General features: G+C 60.2%; 22 protein-coding genes. 6 read left to right on the top strand and 16 right to left on the bottom strand.

Annotation, left to right across the window (positions count from 1 at the left end):
• The 6 genes from AC6I97_RS15005 to AC6I97_RS15030 all read right to left on the bottom strand — a co-directional run bounded on the left by AC6I97_RS15005 (window position 1) and on the right by AC6I97_RS15030 (window position 5,500).
• Window positions 1-660: an SDR family NAD(P)-dependent oxidoreductase gene (locus tag AC6I97_RS15005; RefSeq protein ID WP_497945306.1), complete on the bottom strand. Its 660-nt coding sequence runs from the start codon at window positions 658-660 to the stop codon at window positions 1-3.
• Window positions 635-1,189 (bottom strand): non-canonical purine NTP pyrophosphatase, encoded by a 555-nt coding sequence (locus AC6I97_RS15010; protein WP_497945307.1) that lies wholly within the window; start codon window positions 1,187-1,189, stop codon window positions 635-637. The genes AC6I97_RS15005 and AC6I97_RS15010 overlap by 26 nt, the downstream gene beginning before the upstream one ends.
• Window positions 1,190-1,206: 17 nt before the next feature.
• Window positions 1,207-1,992 (bottom strand): SIR2 family protein, encoded by a 786-nt coding sequence (locus tag AC6I97_RS15015; RefSeq protein ID WP_497945308.1) that lies wholly within the window; start codon window positions 1,990-1,992, stop codon window positions 1,207-1,209.
• A 43-nt stretch (window positions 1,993-2,035) separates the two neighbouring features.
• Window positions 2,036-2,455, bottom strand: a complete 420-nt coding sequence (locus tag AC6I97_RS15020; RefSeq protein WP_497945309.1) for a hypothetical protein — start codon at window positions 2,453-2,455, stop codon at window positions 2,036-2,038.
• Window positions 2,456-2,657: 202 nt separating this feature from the next.
• Window positions 2,658-3,200, bottom strand: a complete 543-nt coding sequence (locus AC6I97_RS15025; protein WP_497945310.1) for a cytochrome P450 — start codon at window positions 3,198-3,200, stop codon at window positions 2,658-2,660.
• Window positions 3,201-4,384: 1,184 nt separating this feature from the next.
• Window positions 4,385-5,500, bottom strand: a complete 1,116-nt coding sequence (locus tag AC6I97_RS15030; protein WP_497945311.1) for a hypothetical protein — start codon at window positions 5,498-5,500, stop codon at window positions 4,385-4,387.
• A 153-nt stretch (window positions 5,501-5,653) separates the two neighbouring features.
• On the opposite strand from AC6I97_RS15030, the gene AC6I97_RS15035 reads away from it, so the two are divergent.
• Both AC6I97_RS15035 and AC6I97_RS15040 read left to right on the top strand, forming a co-directional pair.
• On the top strand, window positions 5,654-6,895 hold the full coding sequence (locus AC6I97_RS15035) for a hypothetical protein (protein ID WP_497945312.1): 1,242 nt from the start codon (window positions 5,654-5,656) through the stop codon (window positions 6,893-6,895).
• 506 nt (window positions 6,896-7,401) lie between these two features.
• Window positions 7,402-8,019, top strand: coding sequence for a phospholipase D-like domain-containing protein (locus tag AC6I97_RS15040; protein WP_497945313.1), 618 nt, complete (start codon window positions 7,402-7,404; stop codon window positions 8,017-8,019).
• A 57-nt stretch (window positions 8,020-8,076) separates the two neighbouring features.
• Here the strand turns inward: AC6I97_RS15040 and AC6I97_RS15045 are convergent, their stop codons facing one another.
• From AC6I97_RS15045 to AC6I97_RS15060, 4 genes are all read right to left on the bottom strand, one after another.
• Window positions 8,077-9,729 (bottom strand): DUF6119 family protein, encoded by a 1,653-nt coding sequence (locus tag AC6I97_RS15045; protein ID WP_497945314.1) that lies wholly within the window; start codon window positions 9,727-9,729, stop codon window positions 8,077-8,079.
• A gap of 27 nt (window positions 9,730-9,756) precedes the next feature.
• Window positions 9,757-10,869, bottom strand: a complete 1,113-nt coding sequence (locus AC6I97_RS15050) for an XRE family transcriptional regulator (protein WP_497945315.1) — start codon at window positions 10,867-10,869, stop codon at window positions 9,757-9,759.
• On the bottom strand, window positions 10,862-11,557 hold the full coding sequence (locus tag AC6I97_RS15055) for a hypothetical protein (protein ID WP_497945316.1): 696 nt from the start codon (window positions 11,555-11,557) through the stop codon (window positions 10,862-10,864). Before AC6I97_RS15055 ends, AC6I97_RS15050 begins: the two co-directional genes overlap by 8 nt.
• Window positions 11,558-11,833: 276 nt before the next feature.
• A complete protein-coding gene (locus AC6I97_RS15060) occupies window positions 11,834-12,025 on the bottom strand; it encodes a hypothetical protein (protein ID WP_497945317.1) in 192 nt (63 codons plus the stop codon).
• 70 nt (window positions 12,026-12,095) lie between these two features.
• On the opposite strand from AC6I97_RS15060, the gene AC6I97_RS15065 reads away from it, so the two are divergent.
• The gene (locus tag AC6I97_RS15065) at window positions 12,096-13,166 is read left to right on the top strand and encodes a DUF4238 domain-containing protein (RefSeq protein ID WP_497945318.1); all 1,071 of its coding nucleotides are present in this window, start codon (window positions 12,096-12,098) and stop codon (window positions 13,164-13,166) included.
• Window positions 13,167-13,628: 462 nt separating this feature from the next.
• On the opposite strand, the gene AC6I97_RS15070 is transcribed toward AC6I97_RS15065, so the two are convergent.
• Window positions 13,629-14,690: a C40 family peptidase gene (locus AC6I97_RS15070; protein ID WP_497945319.1), complete on the bottom strand. Its 1,062-nt coding sequence runs from the start codon at window positions 14,688-14,690 to the stop codon at window positions 13,629-13,631.
• 474 nt (window positions 14,691-15,164) lie between these two features.
• Between AC6I97_RS15070 and AC6I97_RS15075 the strand changes: the two genes are divergently transcribed.
• A complete protein-coding gene (locus AC6I97_RS15075) occupies window positions 15,165-15,518 on the top strand; it encodes a hypothetical protein (RefSeq protein WP_497945320.1) in 354 nt (117 codons plus the stop codon).
• Here the strand turns inward: AC6I97_RS15075 and AC6I97_RS15080 are convergent.
• Complete coding sequence (locus AC6I97_RS15080; RefSeq protein ID WP_497945321.1) at window positions 15,515-16,408, bottom strand: RNA polymerase sigma factor; 894 nt, start codon at window positions 16,406-16,408, stop codon at window positions 15,515-15,517. The two genes, AC6I97_RS15075 and AC6I97_RS15080, sit on opposite strands and share 4 nt — an antisense overlap.
• 180 nt (window positions 16,409-16,588) lie before the next feature.
• Here AC6I97_RS15080 and AC6I97_RS15085 point away from each other — a divergent pair, with 180 nt between their 5' ends.
• The gene (locus AC6I97_RS15085; protein WP_497945322.1) at window positions 16,589-16,912 is read left to right on the top strand and encodes an ArsR/SmtB family transcription factor; all 324 of its coding nucleotides are present in this window, start codon (window positions 16,589-16,591) and stop codon (window positions 16,910-16,912) included.
• Here the strand turns inward: AC6I97_RS15085 and AC6I97_RS15090 are convergent.
• On the bottom strand, window positions 16,866-17,369 hold the full coding sequence (locus tag AC6I97_RS15090; protein ID WP_497945323.1) for a hypothetical protein: 504 nt from the start codon (window positions 17,367-17,369) through the stop codon (window positions 16,866-16,868). The genes AC6I97_RS15085 and AC6I97_RS15090 overlap by 47 nt on opposite strands.
• A 197-nt stretch (window positions 17,370-17,566) precedes the next feature.
• Between AC6I97_RS15090 and AC6I97_RS15095 the strand changes: the two genes are divergently transcribed.
• Window positions 17,567-17,848 carry a helix-turn-helix domain-containing protein gene (locus AC6I97_RS15095; RefSeq protein ID WP_497945324.1) on the top strand — a complete coding sequence of 94 codons (282 nt, stop codon included), beginning with the start codon at window positions 17,567-17,569 and terminating at the stop codon, window positions 17,846-17,848.
• On the opposite strand, the gene AC6I97_RS15100 is transcribed toward AC6I97_RS15095, so the two are convergent.
• Genes AC6I97_RS15100 through AC6I97_RS15110 form a run of 3 tightly spaced genes read right to left on the bottom strand, consistent with a single transcriptional unit; the run spans window position 17,802 to window position 20,351 of the window.
• Window positions 17,802-19,010 (bottom strand): alpha/beta hydrolase family protein, encoded by a 1,209-nt coding sequence (locus AC6I97_RS15100; RefSeq protein WP_497945325.1) that lies wholly within the window; start codon window positions 19,008-19,010, stop codon window positions 17,802-17,804. The genes AC6I97_RS15095 and AC6I97_RS15100 overlap by 47 nt on opposite strands.
• Complete coding sequence (locus AC6I97_RS15105) at window positions 19,000-19,455, bottom strand: hypothetical protein (protein ID WP_497945326.1); 456 nt, start codon at window positions 19,453-19,455, stop codon at window positions 19,000-19,002. The genes AC6I97_RS15100 and AC6I97_RS15105 overlap by 11 nt, the downstream gene beginning before the upstream one ends.
• Entirely contained in the window at window positions 19,452-20,351 is a 900-nt protein-coding gene (locus AC6I97_RS15110; RefSeq protein WP_497945327.1) for a hypothetical protein, read from the bottom strand. The genes AC6I97_RS15105 and AC6I97_RS15110 overlap by 4 nt, the downstream gene beginning before the upstream one ends.
• Between the last annotated feature and the right edge of the window lie 11 nt (window positions 20,352-20,362).

Below are 20,362 nucleotides of genomic sequence, written 5' to 3' on the forward strand. Positions count from 1 at the left end.
TCACTCCGACGCTGGTGAGCTTGCGGAGAACACTTGACCTGAAATGCCTCGCGATGAACCGCCGAGCAGAAACCCTGCCAGCTGCGCGACCGCGGTCTTGAGTTCCGGTGCAAGAGAAACTCGGCCAATTCTCAGCACGTTGAAGCGCCACCCTTCCGTAGGTGGATTGGCTGCCATGTGGCGACAATATTGTTCGCCAGCAGCCTTACCCACTTCATACTCGAGCCCACCCGCAGGATGTGTCGAAACCGCGAGCGATGAGGCGAAGACGACCGCGACCTGTTGGGGCGTGGGCATGTGACTGGCGACGGCACGCACAACTGAGGCGAGGCCCACTACGGCAACTTCGAATTCGTCATCAATCCGACGCCCGTATTCCTTGCCCATACCTTCGGTAGCCATGTAGAGAATCCCGAGTGGTCTCGTATTGCTGTTCTTGTTCATCGCTAAGGCGTATTGAATTCCGTCCGCCGTTGCAACAGGATCTCGGACGTCGCATTGGATCACGTGGTGCGGCGATGGCAACTCGAGATCAATACGCCTACTGAATAGCGTGATTGTGGCCCCCTGCATAAGGTGGTCAACAAGGTCTGGACCTAGACGTCCGGTACCGCCAAAGACGAATATATGAGGCTTACTTCCCATGCGCGAGGTGGTCACCTAATTGATCGTAGGCAATCCTGATGTGCGACTGATCCAGCTTCTCACTAAGGCTCATTTCAGCATAAGTTCGAGTGCTGGTGTTCGGAATGAATACCCGGTCGTAGTAATAGTCACGTCTGCCCCGACCCGCCAAGGGAATCTCGCCGCGCATGCTGCCTACGAATGTGTGCAGCCTCCGTCCATCGCAATATGTGACTGCGGCGCTTGCGACAGCTGCCCGAGGCTTCCCGGCGGGAAGAAGATCACAGATGCCATCCCCGATTGCGTCGTAGAACACCTTCGACAGGCTGCCAGGGAGCCCTGAGAGTGCATCGACGGCGAGGGAGCCATGCTCGCAGAACAAGGGCACGCGAAGAGTCTTGAACGCATACACTGTTTTCTCCCGCGAGACGCGCTCGAGGTCCATCGATAGAACCTCAGGCAGCTCGCCCGGAGTGATCTTCGAGACAGATATGTCGTACGGCGCGAGGCAGTATTGGGCCTCTTCCAGCTTTAAGCCACTGGTGGTGGCGAAGTACGCATGCATCTGGACGCTCCCTCTCACTATGTCCTACAATATTCCAGCAGTTCAGCCAGACGCTGATCCTGGTCGCTGTAGCCCGGGAGTAGTTCGATCGACTCCACGTTATAGCGCGATAGCAAGACTTCCTTCTGCACCTCGCCGATTGAAGACGAGACGATGTACGACCTCCGCTCATCCTTCCTCCTGCCATGGCTGGATGAGTTCGCGGCCCGCTCCTTGTTCAGCCGAAACAATAAGTACCTCACGTTCATATCTGACAGGCTGTAGCCAATGAACAACAATGATCGGCTGAGCGCATCGGCCCTCAGCCGTACATCCATTGCAGTATCGAGCCTCATTCTCTCGAAGTACTGCCATTCGGTGAGGACAAGTGTCTCGGGGACCGCGAAGTCGCCATGATACTTCACTATCTGCACTGCCCCAGCAGGCGCCCTGGTGGCAAGGTCTGAATAGGTGATAACTGGGACTACGGACCTGCCGGCCGCCTTGAACGCGCGCTCCAGTAAGTCGTCGTAGTTTGTTGTGTATAAAACATCAACATCCATCCGAATAATTTCCTGGTGCAGCGGGGATGGCTTGAAATCCACCGTGGCGCGAGTGAACTCCTTGTTTAATTCGGATGCGTACTTTTCGAGGGTCTTGGCAGGGCTGACCGACAGATAGTAGTCGAATAGCTGCGGATAGCTGCCTTGCGATTCAAAGACGTCTGGGTCGAACTCCACGTGGTTGGCAACCTCGCGGATCAGGCGACCCCAGGAGGGAAGATTGGACGTATACGAAGCGCCAGAACCAATAAACGGAATCACCAATCCAGCTTGAACGTCCGCTCGAAGGCGCTCGACGCTCGCATTAGAGGACGCTTTCCAGCTCGACAACTCGGATCACCTCCTCCGCGAGATCTGACGGGGATCCAGCACGCAGCTTCCAGACGCCGTCCGCGGGGAGTGCGGCGCTGTCACGCCGCCCCCACTCCATGCGCCGCTCAATTGACTCGTCCGTCTCACCCCGTTCTCTCAGGCGGCGCACGAGTTCCCGCTCGCCACCGCGTGGCGACAGGAAGAAAGGCACTGTTTTTGCGAATCGCCTGATGTCCGGAATCCGGCCCGCAGGCAGGATGAGCGACCTCAGTCCAACATCGGCGGTGAGATCGGCAATTCGAACCCCATAGAGTTCGCCAGCGACCTCGTCAGAGAACGCCACCTCGTTTCGCCGGATAGCTTCGGTTACTTCCGAACGATCCAGGTGGACGTAGTCGCTGTACGGGGGCACCTCGCTTGGCCGCCGCTGCCTCGACGTTAGCGGGCGCACTCGCAAGACGCCAAACGATGACTCTAGGGTGCGAGCCAGTGTGCTCTTACCTGCGCCCGGCGCGCCCGTGATAATTATGAGGACCACTCGTCGGTCCTATGCTCGTATAGCTCAAAGAACAAACTCCCAAGTTCCATCTTCGTCCCCGACAATTGTCCGCCGTTCACCTGATCAGTGCTTCGAGCGCGCGGTCCGACGTCGTGTTGAACTTTGCCGGATTGTCATTGGGATCCGCCACCGTGGCCGTTGAGTTGACGTTGAGAAAGCGCGCTAGATACGTGGAGGCGAGTGCAAGACCTGCCGGCCGCCCGGGACAGCTACGTGCCCCTCGGCCGAAAGCGAGAAAGTCTGGGGATGGCTCCTTCGCGAGGAAGGCGCCGGGATCGAACTCGGAACCCGATTGGGCGTGAATTGAATGCACGTGAGGCATGATAAGTGTGCCGCTTCGGAGTTTGTATACCCGTCCCTCCACCTGGATTTCAACGTCCCGCGTTACGCGGTTGTTGAACACTGATCCAGGGGGGCTAAGGCGCAGCGCTTCCTGCACACAAGCCTGGGCGATCCGATCACGTTCATTGCCGCACGCGGTGAACAACGCGTCACGCCAAGCGGCGTTCTTTGGGTGAAGGATGTGCCACAGGCTTGCGACTATTGTGGCGGTCAGCGTGTCGATTCCGGCCAGATAGCAGGTGAGCGCGTCGTCCAATGTCGCCTCCGGCTCGATCCCGTGACGAGCGTTAAGGTCAGACAGCACCCTCGCCGCGTGACCCTCCGGCACACGAGGAAGCGAAGCTGTGGTGAATGCGCGTATGTTCCGGATGTTACGCCTGAGGTATCTCGCCTCGGCCGTAACGGGCATCCCGCTCGCGCTCGGGAACATCCGAAGCCATGGTTGCGCCGAATATTGCCTTATCCGGCGAAACGTCTCGTGCAAGCCGTCTCGGTACTCGACTGACCCCTGGTTTCCTTCCGCGTCAACATAGTCAATAGGCGCAGACCCGATGTCCCGCCCCCATACCAGATCGCCCATTACGGATCGGGACCACTGGATCACCATCGGGCGGAGGTCAACCGAAGTTTCTCGCGCCGGAAGAACAGGAATCGTGCCAGCCGCTGCGAACCTCTGGGCGATATCGGCGTCGACGACCTTCCGCATATTCTGCTTGCGAAGCCGGAATCCAGGGACCGTGGCCGACTCGAATGTCAGCGCACGAGGAGTCAGTCGCCCAATCGAGTGAGCTGCCGGTGAGTACCTGTCGATGGACAGGCCGCTAAGCCCCGGGGCTGTGATCGTTTCGACAGCGGACCGAGAGACCGCGTACAGCTGCACACGGAAGCCCCTGGTGGTTCCCATGAAGTCCGCAGACTGTTGGGTTGCAAACAAGTGGTCACGAGTGAGGCCTTGTCGCAGGAGGCCTGTCACTCGGCCTTCGACACCGAGTGGAGCAACCGTGCCTTGGAATTCGATGCCTTGGCTCCGGTAAAAGGCTCGTTCGCGGCCCACATGCACCAGCCGCCACCTCGCGCTATAACTGGCCTGACCCGTCTGATCTCCAACATTCAACGCGCTTCCTTCCTCCACCTGGAGGATACACCGCAACAACCGATCGGCTGCGGGCGCCTCGCGGATGGCTTCGTAAAGGAGCCGGGTGCGAAGGCCCGCGTAGCAGAACCCTCACCTTGCGCCACATCACCACCACGGCGGCCGGAGCGGGCTGCCTCACAGCCGCAGCACTCACGGAAGGTGTCAACCCCGATTCGCGGCGTACGTCATGGCTCCTCGTTCGGCAAAGCCGTCGGCGCAGCGCCAACCCCAAAACAAACGCAAAGTGACAAAACACCATCAAACAAAGGGGCCCGACGCGGAACTGGGACGACCGAAGATGCCCTCTATACCCGGCTCTGGGTTTGTGCATCCAACAGATAAGCGACGACCTGACAACAGGCCCAGATTTGCATGGAAAAGCCGGCAGGGTGGTTATCGGGTACCCGATCGAGCCCGGGATGGCTTTCAATCTTGTTGCCCAATGGAGAGAAAGTGTGGCTGAGCAAATGCATTAGGAATAGGTTGCGTTGGTGAACCGGCGGATGGGTATCAGGCGCGAGCACGTTGTCCGGTTCCAGTTTCTCCTTGACGAGCCACATTGTGAGTGTTGTCAGAAAGGCCCCGGCACAAGTCAGCCGACCGTCCCTTGTGCTTTCAACCGCGGATGGATAGTCCCTGAGCGTGGCGCCGAGAAGAACTGCCATGGCGTCAGCCTGGTGTTCTCTTGCGTGAGCTCGCCTGCGGCCCGAGGGTACCCACGATCCGAGACTCTCGAGCCATAGGCTAAGCTCAAGGGTTCCTGGGGCATGGTTGTCATTGGGATTGTTCCACCCATGGTTCAAGAGGTGATGGCCCAGTTCGTGGCCCAAAGTGAAATGAATCCCGGCTTGCTCAAGGTTCGCAGCCTGTCTGTCCTGGTACTCAGAACGAAGGGCGTCAAGTCGGGAAATCGAAGATGCAGGGTCCGCACGCAGGTCTGCAAGTGCTTTGATCAGTACATCGAGTCGGCGCCCACGAATCACTTCTGAAGCTAGGGCATCAACCAGAGGGCCCAGCGTTCCGAGTGCCTCCCAAGGCGGCACGAGCTGGTCGATCAACTTCAAACGCGCGGCCAGAAGGTCTCGTACTTGAGGTGCAACCTCGACAACGGCCCTAGCTGTCAGGTGCATGGCAAGAGAATATTCGGGTGTCACGGTGATGATCCGTGCGTTAGGCAAGAGCGCATCTGCCATCGCTTGGATGGGGTCCCCCAGGGGTCCGCGAATCACCAAGATCTCCTCCACGTAAGCCTGGAGTGTCGTCGGGGCGCATTTAGCGTAGCGACTAACGTAGCGATCCATATCTGCATCGAGCAAAGGTGCGATCAGATTGTCGCGGAGTTGAGGATCCCGCCGAATCCTGCGGGGAGCCTTAAGGCTCTTGCGGACAAATTCTCTCTTTGCGACTTCTTTGCTCCACACCAACGACATCTTGCTCTATAGGCACGATTCCCCAAAATAGCCGTTGCCTTCCGGGCGTCGAGCCATCGTATGTCGGATATGCGCGTGAACGGCTACAGAGAGCTCGCCAGCAAAACGAGTGAACACGAACGCGACCGCCGTTAGGCTGAGACTATGATTTCCCGCTATCACCTCAAGTGCCCCGGCTGCGAGGAAGTGTTCATCGCGCGCCTGGGTGTAGAACCGACCAGCGGGACGCGCTTCTATCTCCCTTGTCCTCATTGCCGTCTGCCGATCCGGGGTTCCATGTCGGGCACCGAACTTGAAAACCACCGGATCGACATCGAATGCGACGTGTTGAACGGCTCCGACCCAGAGCTTCCCGGCGCGGCCGTTGTGACCATCAACCCGTTCGTGCCGTCTCTCTATGAAGCCGACTCCTTCGCTCCGACCGGGGCCTTCCCAACGATCACCCTCGTTCAGACCCTCGGCGATGACGTCTTCACCAAGTTCGAGTCCGAACGGCATACTGCGCTCGAGGCAGGCCGGGCCATGTGGCCCCACGTCCGCATGCTGTTTCAGTACTACCTCCAAGGCAACACCCAGATGTTTTCTCGCATCGCGAAGCAGAAATTCGGCCTTGACTGGGACCCGAGCACGAGCCATGAGCGAACGAGTGTCGCTTACCAGGCCCTGGGTACGGCCACGACGATGATCACGGGGAGCACTGGGACCACCAGCGAGAGAGTCATCGGCCGTTTCTCGCGGAAGCACACCGCAGCGATGAACCGGCACAGGGACCACCTCGTGGCCTTTCGTCGTCGCGGTCAAGCGGCGGCCGCTCTGGAGCGAGATCTTTTCACCGAGCTCAACCGTTTCGTCGAGCAGCACGAGTCCTGGGAGATGGGTCTCCTCGGCAGATTCGTCGGGCCGGAAGAGAAGGTCGCCTTCGACGAACTGGTGCTCTACCGGGACGAGTTCTCGACGGTGAGGGATCTGTATCAACACGGATTCGAGCTCGCCTGCAAGTGCCTCTGGCCACTCGTTGCCGCTCAGAACACGGTGAAGCGCGGCAGCCCCGATGACTTCGGCGTGCCCATGAAGGGTCGCCCCACGAGCCTCGAGAAGTATGACACGCTGTCCAACGCGCGCAAGATCGAGTACGTCACTCAGGTTCCCGGCTGGGAATCGTTCGCGGATCTGCTTAACAACCGCCGCCGCAACACGATCGGGCACGCGACAGCGCACCACGACCTCCAAACTGGCCGTGTAGTCAGCGACGAGGATCCCTCTGGGATGACTTATCTCGAATTCCTCAGTGAGACCCTTGGCGTTTTCGAAGCGCTTTCGACGCTCGCCCAGGTATTCAGAGCCAGCCGCGTCGCTTCCTCGCCGGACTTCGGGCTTCCTGACTGATCCAGTTCCTTCCAGACGCCGGCTCCGGAAGGGACATATAGGACAAGCTCGCGCGGCCCACAAGGCGACGGCGACAACCAAACCGAGCGGGCCGAAACACCGAGCTGCTTCGGCGGTCATGACCGATCGAGCCCGTGGCCCCACTGCACGCGCCGGACGGCCGGAGCTTCGCGACCAAGACTCCTCAAGGCCCTCCCGGCCTCTGCCCAAGTGCTGACAGGAGCTATACCTTCAAACCCGATGAGCCGCGTTGATTCCCAGCGATCGTCGGACATGTGAGAATGCGTTTAGCGCTAATAGCCGCGGCCCGGACAGCAGGCGACAGATGGGTGACCGCCGGACAACGAGGAGGGCGATTGTTCAGTCAACCAGCACCAGAAAATCCAGGCCAGCGGTCTCTTCATGATCTACGGCCAGATATTGATGAGCCGAGCGACTTCGAGTGGGACCAGCGCACCCGAGGAGCCTCCTCGTCTGGTCCGCGCGTGAATTCCCACTTCGGAGACGTGAAAGAACCTCTTGTCGATTTCATCCGCGGCTCCGAAGCCGTGGTCGGATGTGTTGCATGGCTGACCGATTTGGAGGTCTTGGACGAGATCGCCAAGATCGACGGGGCCCTGGTCGTTCAGAAGGAAGACTTTCTCCGGCCTGATCTTGGCACTAAGGGTGACGATTGGAAAGGCCGGTTGCGCCAGCGGTATGACAGCATCGACAACCCGTGGATGCGCTGGTGGTTCCCGGAGCCCCTCAGGAGCATGTCGACGTTGAGCCTGAGCGGGATCGATGGCGTTCGTTGCGTCGGCAACCACAACTCGGAGCGGAAGGCGGCCAGCCCGCGCATGCACCACAAATTCTTGGTCCGTCTCCGCCCGACGGTAGTTCCGGGCGACGTTGTGGGGGGCTTGGAGATGGCTGACTCCATCACTCTTGAGGCCGAGAGCGTCTGGACGGGTTCCTTCAACTTCACCAGGAATGCCGGTTTCTCGTTCGAGAACGCCGTGGTGATCCACGATACAGCCATCGCCCATTCGTACTTCGAGGAGTTCAGCCGCGTCGCTTCCCTTAGCGAGCCCCTCGACTGGACATCAAGGTGGGTTGAACCTGAGTGGCGGCTGGGCACGTAGCTGGAAGGCCACTACATCCTGCAGGGCCCTGCCCTGCACGACCTCTTAAGCCATGGCTCAGGCGCTGGCACCTTCGATCGATACGACACGCACCGAAACGCTTCGCTCTTCGAGCGACGCCGCCTGTCTGACCAAGTTAACCTTTGTGAAGGTGAAAAGGGTTTTCGCTGTCACCGGTTTCCCCTCACCCCGATGCATGGCTAGCACGACCCTCGAGGGCTTCGACCCCAGCCCATCCGCGTTGCCGCCAAGCGCCTTGATTCTGCTTCGCAGCTTCTCCCTCGCCTGAGCATCGTTGCACAGAGCGTCCGCGGACACGAGCGCCTGCGCCAGGAGATGACTCGCGGCAGCGGACTTTTCGGTCTTCTTCACATGGATCAGGGTCGCGTCCGGAAGATATACGTCGCACGCTTCGATGCCTCGGCGGTGGAGGTCAGTGGTGATCAGCTTCCGATCGAGGCAGACCCCTCCCAGCGCGGCGGCCAGAGCCTTGTTATACGTTTCCTCGTCATCGGAGACGCGCCATTCCGGGAAAGCCAAATCGTCGACCGGGCGATCGAAGAGCTCTTTGGTCATCCGGTCGATGTTCTCCACGTAGTCATGGTGGATCTGATACCAGGAGCCGTCGTAGAGCGCGTAGGTCCGGCCGTCGAGATCGCCCTCGAACGCTACCCACCGCCTGAGAGGGATCGCCTGGCTGATCGGCTGCTCCCCTTCCGCATCACGGCACAGCTGTATGGACGCGGAGTCCAGACGCGCCAGACGCTTCCCGGCAGGAAGCTCATCCAGCGCTGCTCGTATCTCTGACCACTCTGGATGCCCCGGGCGAACACCATTCCGCCCACGTGACCACAACCCAGTAGGGACCCACGAGTCCGGGGTGCCGTTCTCGTCCACCCTTTCGTGAGGCCACGCCAGTCCGACGTTGCCGCCGGTGCCGTCCAAGGCGCTCGAAAGGAGCCCGTCTAGCCGCTCCCTTGTTTCAGGGTTCTTCACTGCCGCCAGCTGCTCGAGGATCTTGAGGGACGGGAGGGGGTCGGCCGCGAGCAGCTCCTCCAGCACATCCAGATCCGCGAGCACCTCCTCAGCGGTGAGGCCCAGCGGGACGTTGAGTGCGTCCGATCCCCGGATCTGCAGGGGTTCGCCAGCAGATCGCGAGAGGTTCGGCAAATCCGCGATCGCCACGATCCGGCTGACGGCCTCCCCGACATCACCGACGCCGAAGCCCAACAGGCCATCGCCCTGCGGGATGGTCGCTCGCGACGTCCGCGAGCGCTCGTCCATCGTGGTGACTGTGAGGGAGCGCAACTTACCCGGATCCGCTGCGCGGATCGCGATGCGCTGCCCAAACAGGTTGTCTATCCTGCTGGGCTCGAGCAGCTGGAAGCCCATCCCGTAGCTCAGTGCATAGGCGATGCCCCCTTCTGCCACTTGGTCCCCGCTCGGCCTCACCAACAGCACGCCCGCTGGCGTGACGCCGCCAATCTCCACGGTGTCTCCGATGAGAGTCGTCACCGTCGAGCACCAATCCGCCCTGTCCCTGGACATGGCACCTGCTACCAGGTAGGCAGGTCGCTCGCCCACCTCGACGCTACGGTGATCGAAGCCCTCCCGATCGAGGTACTTGCGGCGGATCGCATCCTCGAAGTCCGAGACTCCTGTCAATCGGTAAATCGTGGTGCGTCTTCCCGACTGCTTTTTCTCGACCATCTTCACTCCCCTGTTGAATATGACGCCTTAGACGATTCGAAGAACCGGGCGCTGATCTGCCATTCCGAGCAGATCCCGCACCTGCGAGGTGCTGAGCTTCAAGACGTCAGCAAGCGCGGGTATTCCGGCCCCGTTGTCGCCGGCCAACGCGGCGGCCTTCCTCAGTAGTGTTGGAACCTCTCCTGCGTAGGAGCTGGTCGGGTCGGCATCGGGATCGTCGAGCACGGCAAGGCGCTGGTAGGCCCGGCGTGCTGAAGACTCTGTCGTGCGGCCACGTTCGACCATCCGGCGGATAAGCGAGTGCGGCGATACACCCCAAGTCCTGCCGAGCCTGTCCAGGGCTGCCAGGTCGAGACGCTGCGGGAGCGCTACATCCATCGAGGACGAGGGGGTCAGGAATGCTGCAGCAAACTCGTCGGCCTCCTTCTCGATCGCCGCGCTGTGCTCACCGCAATCACTGTGCAGCAGCAGGTGCCCGATCTCGTGCGCGATCGAGAAGCGGTGCCGGAAGACGTTTTCGCTCCTGCGAGGCGTCGTGATGATGAGGGGGCGATCCAGAATCACTACCGAGAACGCATCTACGGCATCGATCTCACCTAGGGGTCGAATGGTCACCACGATGCCATGGGCCTCAGCCGTAGCCACTAGATGCTTGACCGGTCCATCGGGCAGCCCCCAATGCCGGCGCAACATTACGGCGGCATCGGCGGGCGCGGTCCCCGCAGCCACTGCTGGCAAATCAGCCTCGGGAAGTTTCACGTACCGCTCAAGTGCGAACGTCAGTTCCCAGACCATGGCCGCAGTGGCTAGCGCCCTCTGCCGATCGCTAACGCGAGCGGACCGCAGGCTCCGGAAGTGGGCATTCACAGTATCGATGCGGGCAAGAGGACGGCCGATGCCAAAGAAGCCAGGACGAACGCGCAGTGCCTCTGCCAACCGGTCCAACACGTCGGGGCGGGGCGAGTTGACTCCAGCTTCGTACTGCCCGATCGCGGCGGCAGATACCCCGACCTCGGTGGCGAGGTCTGTCTTACTTACTCCGGCACGAACCCGGGCCTGGGTCAGCCGCGCCGGTTCAAACCGTCCATGTGTCTGCCCAAAGCCGGGCAAGTCGAACAGGCTCGGGGTGTCCTCACGCATCCGGCTGCGTCGCCTCCTGCCTCTGCAGCTCCACGGCGGGCGCTACCGGAATGCCGCTGTCGAACGACTCGACGAAGGACGCCGCGTCGGCAGTGGCAAGTTCCGACTCCCAGATGGTCTCATAACCGCGAAGCTCGACCTCGCCGGTTGTATGGTTGAGTTCCGCGATCGCCCACTCGATCGACTGCAGCTGATGCGGCGACGACTGGACCATGACAAGCACCAGCGGCATCGTATCGCCGACCTCGCGTACGACACGCTCGAGTTCTGTCTCGTCGTCTGCAGCTTCGACAGGCTCAGGACCAGCCAACAAGACCGGGTCGAACAACATCGGGTCCAGGGGCTGAGCGCTGAACCCGCTCTTCTTGGTCGGACTCGACGCGAACGAGGCAACTGCGTCAGCGGTTTCCGGAACCCTCCACAGATACACGAGGCAGTCGTTGACCACGGGGAGCTTGTAGCCGGCCGGATCCAGCTTGTAAGACCGGAAACCGCGCCCGGTCAGTACTTCATGCGCGTCATCGAGCAGGTCCCGCCACTGGCTGCCAAACCCCATCCCGTACCGGGACCCCGAAATCTGGTGCGCCTCCGCGAAACGGTCATGCCGGGATCGCACGGCCTCAATGAGCAGGCCGCGAACGGTGGGGGCATGGAGTCCGAGTGCATCGGCGGTAGAGTTTGGAACCACGGCGGGGCCTCCTGAACAGATATCGGGTGCCGCGGGCGCGGCCAGCTCGGAACTTCAGTATGGCACACGATTCGCGCATGATCGCTTCAAGGAAAACACGCGGCGTGTCGGAGCCTGTCTTCGTGGCGTCGTTCATCTGACACCGCAGGCATGAATTCCGCGATTACTGAGGACGCATCACAAACACACTTAAGGACGCACTCCCGGAGGAGTGCGAATAACACCATGAAGAGTGATATTGCAATCGCTGCAAGACAAGCCGGAAGGGTGCGATCATCACATGAACATCAAGCTCAGCTTCAGGTGGCGGAGCCACGTTGCCTCCGCCTGATTGCGGAGCTGGCCATGACCGCGGGACGCTATGACCGCTACCCTGGCCATGTCGAGCCGGACTGCAAGGCCCGGCAGGTCCGCTCCGCGGGCTGTACCCAGCAGTGGCCGCACACCGCGCCCACCTGCAGTGGTCATCCTCAACTCCAATAGCTAGACCTGGCCGTCGCCAGCGCTTCCTGGCACTGCCTGTGGCAAGATGCCAGACATGACCGGCAAGGGCAATACTGCAAAGCTTCACCATTACGTGCCCCAGGGATACCTTCGGGGATTCGCTTCCGAAAAGGGGCGAATCGTCGCTGTGCCCCTCGATCGCTCCCGGAAATCGTTCACCTCATCAGTCAAGAACGTGGCAGCGCAAACACACTTTCACACGTTAGACGGCCTAGAGGAACCTGACGAGTTCGAGAAGGCGTTGAGTGGCATGGAGGGCGAAGCCATCAGCATCATTGGGAAGCTCGAAGGGAATGATTTCCCCCTATCAGAAAGCGAGCGGTGGACATTCTCCTACTACATGGCCCTTCAGAGCGTGCGCGGACCGGATACCCGCAAGACGATGGAACATCTTCGGGCTAAATTCGTCCGCGTCGAGATCGGTGCCGGCGGGCGCAAGAATGTTGGTAACTGGGCCAGGAAGAATCTGGGATTCGATCCGTCCCCGGAACAGGCAGATCGGATCTGGGCCGAAGCTACTCAGCCTGACGGCCCGCCGATCAGCTTCTCAAACATTGCACACATTCAGCACATGGTAGATACGGCCGAAAAGTTGACGCCCTACTTCGCAACCAGACCGTGGAGCCTGGTGCAATTTGTGCAACGTTCCCTCATCACCTCGGACGCCCCGGTGAATCTGATCCCCAATCCAAAGGATGAGCCGTCGGAAGGTGTGGGCTTCATGACGGCATGGGGCATTACGTTTCCCCTCACACGGAAGCTCGGGTTGCTCATGAGCGATCCGATGGTCATGGTTGACGGCCTCGAATCAGACGATCCGCGAGTTCAGAAGATCAGAGGTGCTGTTCTCCGAGGGGAGGCCGACAGAATACAAAGGGGCACAACAGCCATGGAGAAGCTCTTCAACGAGCATTTGGCGCACTCCGCGAAGGAATATGTTTACCACCATCCAGAAGATGCGAAGTTTGTCCCGGATCGCCTTCCCGGGCCGAACCTCATCAACATGAGCGCGGGTGGGTTCATGGACGCGGAGTTCGATGGCGAGCCCTGGTTCGGGAAACCGGAAACAACGGAAGCTGTGGATTTCGACTTCGACAGGACGTGAGCGCACAATGCGTTCTTTCATGGTTCCCTCCTTGCAGTTGAAGGAAAGATCGTGAGAAGCCGCGCACGCGTCAGGCGCCGACGCACAGCTTTACCCTTCATCGAGTTGCATGCGCAGCCGCTGGACCTCTGCCTCCGCTGCGGCGAGTCGGGTCTCGATCTTCTTCCGATCACGGTCCGGCGACGAGGCCGGAGCCGGAGGTGTTCTCGAAACGAGCCAACCGATCCGCTGGTGGCCGGTGACCCGCCGCACCTGCGTACACGCAAAGCAGTCCCTCTGCGACTCGGGACACGGGCAGCGCAGGTCGATCATCTTTCGGATGTGGTCTCGCTCGGGGCCCTCATGAGGCCGGCCGGTGTGCCCTTCCGCGGTCCCGTCATGCGCCTCCGCATGATCCAGAACAGTCCCGGACCGACGAGAATCCAACCCCGCTGGAGTGCCCCAGCGACATCTACCCACTTGTCACGCGGGGTCCCACAAAAGGTCGAAGTACGCCGCGCCAGGGTTCCAGTCGATGGGATGTATCAACGTTCCCGCAGATGGGTTGAGCGCACTGTACATCATCCCGTTGCCGGCGTAGATCCCCACGTGTCCCCAATTGTTCGGCCCAATTGGGTTCTGCACCACCAGGTCGCCAATCTGAGGATTGTTTGTCATCCGCCCGACCCGCCACTGCTCCACCCGCGGAAGCTCAATGCCGACCTGCCGATAAATCCACTGAACGAATCCTGAACAGTCCCACGCCTTGAACGCAGTACCACCCCAGACATAGGTACCCCCGACCCCTAACTTCGTGAAGCGAAGAATGTCCTGGCGGATCTGGATTAAACCTTCAGCTGGGACGGCGTCGGACCCCGCGGGGGGAGCATCCGTGCACACACGAGCGGGCGCAATCCCGCTAAGGGCATCCACGATCGCGGATGCTTGCGGTTCCCATCGGTCGTATAACTCCGGAAATGCCGAAACCTGCACCGCCTGTGCAGCCTGCCCCTTACTCATCGAAGTCCAGCCGGGGATGTCCAACAACCCGCGCGGGCTTCCATGATTTGGACCCGCCGGCCCACCATAAAAAGCTTGAGCATTGTAGGTGACATCCATCAGCTCCTGAACAGTCCCCCACCCCGCGGCAGGACGTTGCTGCGCCGAACCCACAGAATCGTGGTCGCTCCCAACACCGTCGTGCGGAAAGTTAAACGACTCAGGAACGTTGGCATTGGCCAACATCCTCAGACTGGACTCTTGCAAAGACATCATGATGGCGATGGCCAGTGCCTCTCGAGGCAAGCCGAGTCCTTTGCCGACCGAGACGTACCCCTTGGCGACATTTACCTGGGCTGCCGACAGCCCGGCGACTCCAACGCCGGTTGCCAGGTCGAGTACATCGGGGTCGCCACCAGCACCAGCCTTAGCGCCAGGGACACAAGCAACGACCGCTGTCGGGCTATCCCCCACCAAAACAACCGCCACGGCACCGGTGACGACAGCAAATGCGAGCGCGACCACCGCAACGAAAGCTCCGATCAACCTGAGAAGGGTGCGCCGTCGCACGAGAACGACAGCAAGTCCTGGATGAGGCATCAGTAAACGATTCGGTTGGATGAAGCGTAGAACGCGACCATCACGCACCGATCAGCAGGTGCTGTCGGCGCCGGAGGACAGTTCACCATTACACTGACGGGTGCGAAGTACGAGTTGGTACTTGCCGATGTGTGGTCCTCAACAGAAAGTCGCACAGTGCAGACATGCAGCCCTGGCCACGGAGCAGGCCGCTCGCGTACCTTGGCCAGCTGCTCGTCACACATTAATGACTCCGACTTCGCGTGACGAAAGGCGCTTTGGCCCGCCAAAGCCATGAACGATCCAGCGTTTACACCTGTAGCCTCAAACTCTTGAACCAGAACGGTCCACGGATTGGAATCGTCCGGAAGGAGAACCCAGAGATCGCGCATCCTTCCGTAGACCTCCGAGTAGGAGGAGGCCCTCGTATCCCAGGTGTAGATGGCCTCTGCAGCGGAAGAGGCAACCGCCCGAAAGTCGGTCGGCCTTGGCGCAGGCGAAACAGCTGGCCGTTTCGTTGTTCCGGAAGGTTTGACCGACGGCTGCGGCGCAGCAGCAGATGCGCTCGGCGCAGGAGCCAAAGCTACGGGAGTAGCCACCGGGGGCGCCCCGGTGACCGGCCCCTTGGACGGCAGCGCGATGAGCAGAGCCAAGGTACCAACCATCAAAAGGATCGTGAGCCCAAAGACCCATCGTCCTAAACGTGTCCGAAACCCGTTGGCCTTGCGAATGCTCATGATCGCCACCTCAGAGGCACTGGTTGTCAGCTGCGGAGCTAAGGCATCCGCCGATTAGAAGGAGGCCGCCCTGCGTACTACGCGCCAAGCGGTTTGGTAGAGGCGACGTGCGGTGCCGATCTGCACAGCAACATAGCGATCGGTGACACCAAGCTCATGGGCTAGCCGAGCAATCGCTGCTTGCCGTTCCGATCCGTGAATGTCGGGAAGAACTATCGCGTTGGCAACCTCACGCAGGAGGACACTTGGGAGGCACTCAACCGCACGTTGACAGAGTTGGCCGACATCGCCGATGCTGCCCGGGGTGACATCGAGTGCCAGGCTGACTGTCTTCGCCGTCTGGCGGACGGCAGCCACAGCGTTCCAACGACGGCGGTCGTGCGGCGTGGGGAGCGCATATTGGCGGGGCGCGGTGAGGCTGTCAACGGCCATCCGCCACGTGGGTGCTGACACAGCTTCTCGAGTTAACTGCAGGACCATAACCGCCCACTCATGGTCGATGATCTCCTGGTTTTCGGGATTCTCCTGCGCGATGAGGATCGCTGATAGCCGACCCCAGGGACCCGAAACCTCGTCACCCGTGGGGTCGAGCAACAGAGGTAGCGTCTTGTGGTTGAGCTCGCGTCGGGCGTGAGCGGCGCAGATGTTCGACGTCACGCCCTGGACCCATGCTTCAAAGGGGACGCCAGGCAACGCGCGGTAGCTCCCCCGCGCTACGCCATTCCAGACAGCCACACGGATGTCTTGCAGGACGTCGTCAACATCGCATGCGCGTCCGATATGAGCCAAGTGAGAAACGACGTAGCGCCGCACCCCTTCAACAGCTCCCATCATCTGGTCAACGGACACGGACAACATCGGCTCGGGAGGACCAGTAAGCGAGATGTCCACCGTTCCGGGATGTGGCTGCAGTCGTCCGGCCTGCTCAATTTTGTCGTTTAGGCTCATCGCCCTCACCGCTTCGAATAGCTACTGTTCTCTAACGTTCGCCGCAAAGCGGCGACGTTGTCGCGGCCGAAACGACTCAGCCACAAACCAAAGCATCTAAAAATTATTGTCAAAGATACTTTAAGTATCGTCAAGAGTGCGGTTCTTACTTTTTTCACGTTGTTCGGCAAGAATTGAGCCATGCCGCGGATTACGCAACCTCACGACGACGCTTGGTCACCCGACGTCGAGGCAGCCGTGGCCACCTTCGGAAACAGGGCAAGGAACGAAATACTGAGGTTTCTCACGACTTTCGGCCCGGCGACGCGCGGCGACATCGTGGATTCCGTCAGCGCTGGCGAGCCAAGTGTCGCAAAGCATCTGGTCGCCCTGGAGCAGGTAGGGGCGATCGTCGTCGACGTTCCAGCCGGGCGTCGCCACGGCCGTTCCCCGCGGTACTCAGCAAATCCTGCTCGCATCAAGGAGCTGCTGGACGCTCACCTTCGCTATGTCCTGGAGGACTAGCCGCTGCCCGTTCTCCATGCGGGTGGAGGTCGATGTCCTTGTTCAAATACTCGGTGATAGCGCGCAGTGTCTCCGGGGAGACATCCCCCAGCGTCCTGACGGCAAATGACTTCACTCGGGCCGCCCTCAAAGACTTCACAAACTCCAACTGTGAATCTATGCGCTCAGGAATGTCGCCTTCCACGCCGTTCAACAGAAAGGAAGGATCGACGTCGAACATCTCACAGATGGCGGTGAGTAACTGAGGATCGCTGACCAAGCGCCCTGTCCCATCCTTCATATAGAACCACCTGGCCCGTGAGATCTTGACACCCCTAGCCTGGAGTCCGGCCTCAACTTCCCTGAAGGTAACCGGCGATCCCCTCTCGGCAACAACGACGTCCAACAGGAGGTTCAATCGCCGCGCGAGCGTTGCCTGCGGTAGCTCGCCGTTGCGGCTAGCGTCTTTCGCCGGCATGCTCCACCTTCCGATCGCCTGTCTCCGCAAAATATGGCTCCTTCGCCATCAGTATTCCGCGAGCGCCGTACCGACACAATCAATTGCTGTTGAATCTGTTGTGCGGATGATTGCAGGCGTATCCTGCTGCTGTAGACCCGTCTACAGCGTCAATCTTGTCACTCCGAGCCGTGGTTTCCATGTCGACATCCATCCTTATGAACCGAACACGTACGCAGATACTTCGCATCTTGATAAGGAGCGGGCCGGTAACCCGTACGGTCCTGGCCTCAGAGCTTCAGACTTCCAGGGCCACCATTCGACGCCATCTCAAGCTCCTCGAGTTAGCCGGCCTCGTTCATGATTTGGGCGGTGAGCGATTCTCCGCACGGTCATCGCTTATTGAGAGCCAGCTCATCGAGTTGGCCGACCAATACTCCGTGCAAATGCCTCCTACGACCCCGCCACCGCTTGTTCGAAACTGGCGTCAGCCAACGTAAGTCCATGGACCCAGTCCTCAACGGAGTGCTCCCACTTATCGGGGTCGAAATTCCACTCGAGGGAGTGACCCACCGACTCAAACTCCACCAAGCTGACGAGGTCGGGTCGCAAGGTTGAAGCCTTCCGGGACGACTCCAATGGGGTGGTGTCGTCTTGCATACCATGAAGGATCAGGATCGGCTTCTTCAGCTCCGACGCCCGGGCCAGCCAATCCAGGGCATCCAGACGTATTGGTTCGGCTAGGCCTGTTACCCACCGAAGCGCTTTCGACTCCAGAATGCCGAAGCCCAACTGCACGAGCGGTTGTGGCAGCCCGGCGGCTTTCGCGTTGGCCCGCAGGGTCGTCCGCCAATCGAAGACAGGGGCGTCAAGGACCATCCCGACTATTCGAGGGGCGTGCGCTGATAGGGCCGCCGCTTGTAAGGCTATGGCCGCACCCAATGACCACCCGAAGATAACCATGCGCTTCGCGCCTTCGGCAACGGCATAATTCATGGCGTCCTCGATATCGCGCCACTCGGTTTCGCCGAGGCGGTAACGCTTATCGAACGACGGCGGTGCGTCGCCGTCGTTTCGGAACGAGACAACCAGCGAGGTCAGTCCCAGACGTCTGGCGACTGGTATGCCTCGAAGACAACCAGCTCTCCTGCCCCCCATTCCGTGGATATGGATCGCCCACGTCCCAGCCCTGTCAGAAGAAGGCAAGTCGAACCTCCAGGCCGGAGCCAGGCCGTCGTCGACGGTAATCTCAACGTTTCGGTATGGCAGGCCTAGTTGTTCGGGTTCGGAGTAGACGTAACCACTCCAGATCCCTGCCGCCGCTTGTGCAAGGTTTCCGGAGTCCACGCGCTCCACCACGCGGGTGAGTGAGCCTCTGTCCTCGCTGGTTTCAACCACTGGACCCAAGCACGCATGGCCGGTCCCCTTCGCAAACCATAAGCTGTGCAGTCCATCTGCCTTGGTGTGTGTGGTTGCCGGAAGTTCAATAAAAAGTTGCCCATCATTGCCGGGGTACACCGACCGAATGGCAAGGTCCTCGCGACGGCTGAATTTGGGTACGACCACGCGGCGCGCAAAGTACGCAGATCCACACAGACCCGCCAGGAGCGCGACCGATCCAATCGTCAGTCCGGCATCGACGGCTAGCTGCCTATTTGTCACCGACACCGTTCTCCTCCTTCTGCTTCCTCCGGTCGTCGATCACCTGGCGGAGCTTCTCCAGCGTTTCTGGAGAGATTCCCTGCAGCTGTCGGGCGGCAAAATTACGCACTCGCGACTCCCGCAAAGCCCGAAGAAGCTCCAACTGCGCGTCCACTAGCCGCGGAATCTCCCCTACATCGTCGAGGAGGTAGTCACTGTCCACCCCGAAGAACTCAGCCAGATTTCTTAGCAGTGCGGCATCAGTAGCCAGTGAACTGTCTCCACTGCGCATGTAAGCCCAACGAGATCGCGATAGCGGGGTTCCCCCCTGACTCATGTGCCTGCTGATCTTTGGGTAGGTCAGAGTCTCTGCGCTACCTGCTTCATAGAGATCGAGAAGCAAGTTGAGCTTCCGGGCCAACTTGGACTGCGGCGTCTCGGAGAGGTTGGCACCATCATCTGTCATAGCGCCCGCTCCCCTCTTCCCTTCCGCATCTTTGTTCCATGGTCAATCGGTCCAGCCAGATAATTCTCGGCAGCACTCAACACTCTAAGCTCCCGGATATCCAAGGAACTCGCTAATCCTGGTTCAACGAGAAGAGCGTCCTGCACCTCCACGAGCATCCGATGGAGTTTCAGTGCTGGATCCCGCTGAGCTACGTCTTCAACTCCAAGCTGCAGGCGAACGTCCTGCCGCAACCCGGCGGTCTTGTCCCAGACTCCTCGGAGGCCCCGGACCAAGTCGTCCTCAGTCGCCGCGTTATTGCGGCGAAGAATACGCCGTGCAACAGGCGGGATCGCCAGACCCACGCAAAGGAACGCCATGGCAGCAATCACCGTTGTGTCGTACGCAGGCGATATCGCGTGCATAGCATCGAGATGGCCTTGCAAGTGCAGTGTGTCCATGACAAGGACAAGCGCTACAAGCAGCACGGCCAGCGCGCAGCCGATTCCAATGAACGTGAATGCCACGCGGTAATAGGGCCTCGACATGCCGGGACGGAATCGAAAGCACGTAGCTCCAGTGACACTGACCACGTAACCGATGTAGACGAACTGGATGGCTGAGTACAAGGCAGCTGGGAACTGATCGCCGTAGTCAAGCATGAAACGCGTCGAGCTTCCGCGCGTGGTGATAAAGCTAAAGCTAAAAGCTAGTCCAAGGATCACAACGCCCAGGACTACGGCTCCCAGAGTGTCTTGTCGCTCTCCAGAGTCTTCTGGGATGGCTGCTCGGATAATCGCCTTCGAGAGAAAGTAGATGCCCACCACCATGGAGACATTGGCCAGTAGGTCAACGTAGTTCCGTCCGGCAGACGCCGCGTCAAGGCTCGTGTAGACCGGGTCGATGTTGAGGGTCATTGCCACCGCAA

This window comes from Arthrobacter sp. TmtSoilC48 (assembly GCF_059739425.1).

Excerpts from the sequence above, each read along its gene's own strand:
- AC6I97_RS15085 (WP_497945322.1), top strand. The coding sequence starts at position 16,589 with ATGCCGCGGATTACGCAACCTCACGACGACGCTTGGTCACCCGACGTC.
- AC6I97_RS15090 (WP_497945323.1), bottom strand. The coding sequence starts at position 17,369 with ATGCCGGCGAAAGACGCTAGCCGCAACGGCGAGCTACCGCAGGCAACG.
- AC6I97_RS15010 (WP_497945307.1), bottom strand. The coding sequence starts at position 1,189 with ATGCATGCGTACTTCGCCACCACCAGTGGCTTAAAGCTGGAAGAGGCC.
- AC6I97_RS15080 (WP_497945321.1), bottom strand. The coding sequence starts at position 16,408 with ATGAGCCTAAACGACAAAATTGAGCAGGCCGGACGACTGCAGCCACAT.
- AC6I97_RS15065 (WP_497945318.1), top strand. The coding sequence starts at position 12,096 with ATGACCGGCAAGGGCAATACTGCAAAGCTTCACCATTACGTGCCCCAG.
- AC6I97_RS15105 (WP_497945326.1), bottom strand. The coding sequence starts at position 19,455 with ATGACAGATGATGGTGCCAACCTCTCCGAGACGCCGCAGTCCAAGTTG.
- AC6I97_RS15050 (WP_497945315.1), bottom strand. The coding sequence starts at position 10,869 with ATGCGTGAGGACACCCCGAGCCTGTTCGACTTGCCCGGCTTTGGGCAG.
- AC6I97_RS15045 (WP_497945314.1), bottom strand. The coding sequence starts at position 9,729 with ATGGTCGAGAAAAAGCAGTCGGGAAGACGCACCACGATTTACCGATTG.
- AC6I97_RS15110 (WP_497945327.1), bottom strand. The coding sequence starts at position 20,351 with ATGACCCTCAACATCGACCCGGTCTACACGAGCCTTGACGCGGCGTCT.
- AC6I97_RS15060 (WP_497945317.1), bottom strand. The coding sequence starts at position 12,025 with ATGACCACTGCAGGTGGGCGCGGTGTGCGGCCACTGCTGGGTACAGCC.
- AC6I97_RS15075 (WP_497945320.1), top strand. The coding sequence starts at position 15,165 with ATGGCCTCTGCAGCGGAAGAGGCAACCGCCCGAAAGTCGGTCGGCCTT.
- AC6I97_RS15035 (WP_497945312.1), top strand. The coding sequence starts at position 5,654 with ATGATTTCCCGCTATCACCTCAAGTGCCCCGGCTGCGAGGAAGTGTTC.
- AC6I97_RS15095 (WP_497945324.1), top strand. The coding sequence starts at position 17,567 with ATGAACCGAACACGTACGCAGATACTTCGCATCTTGATAAGGAGCGGG.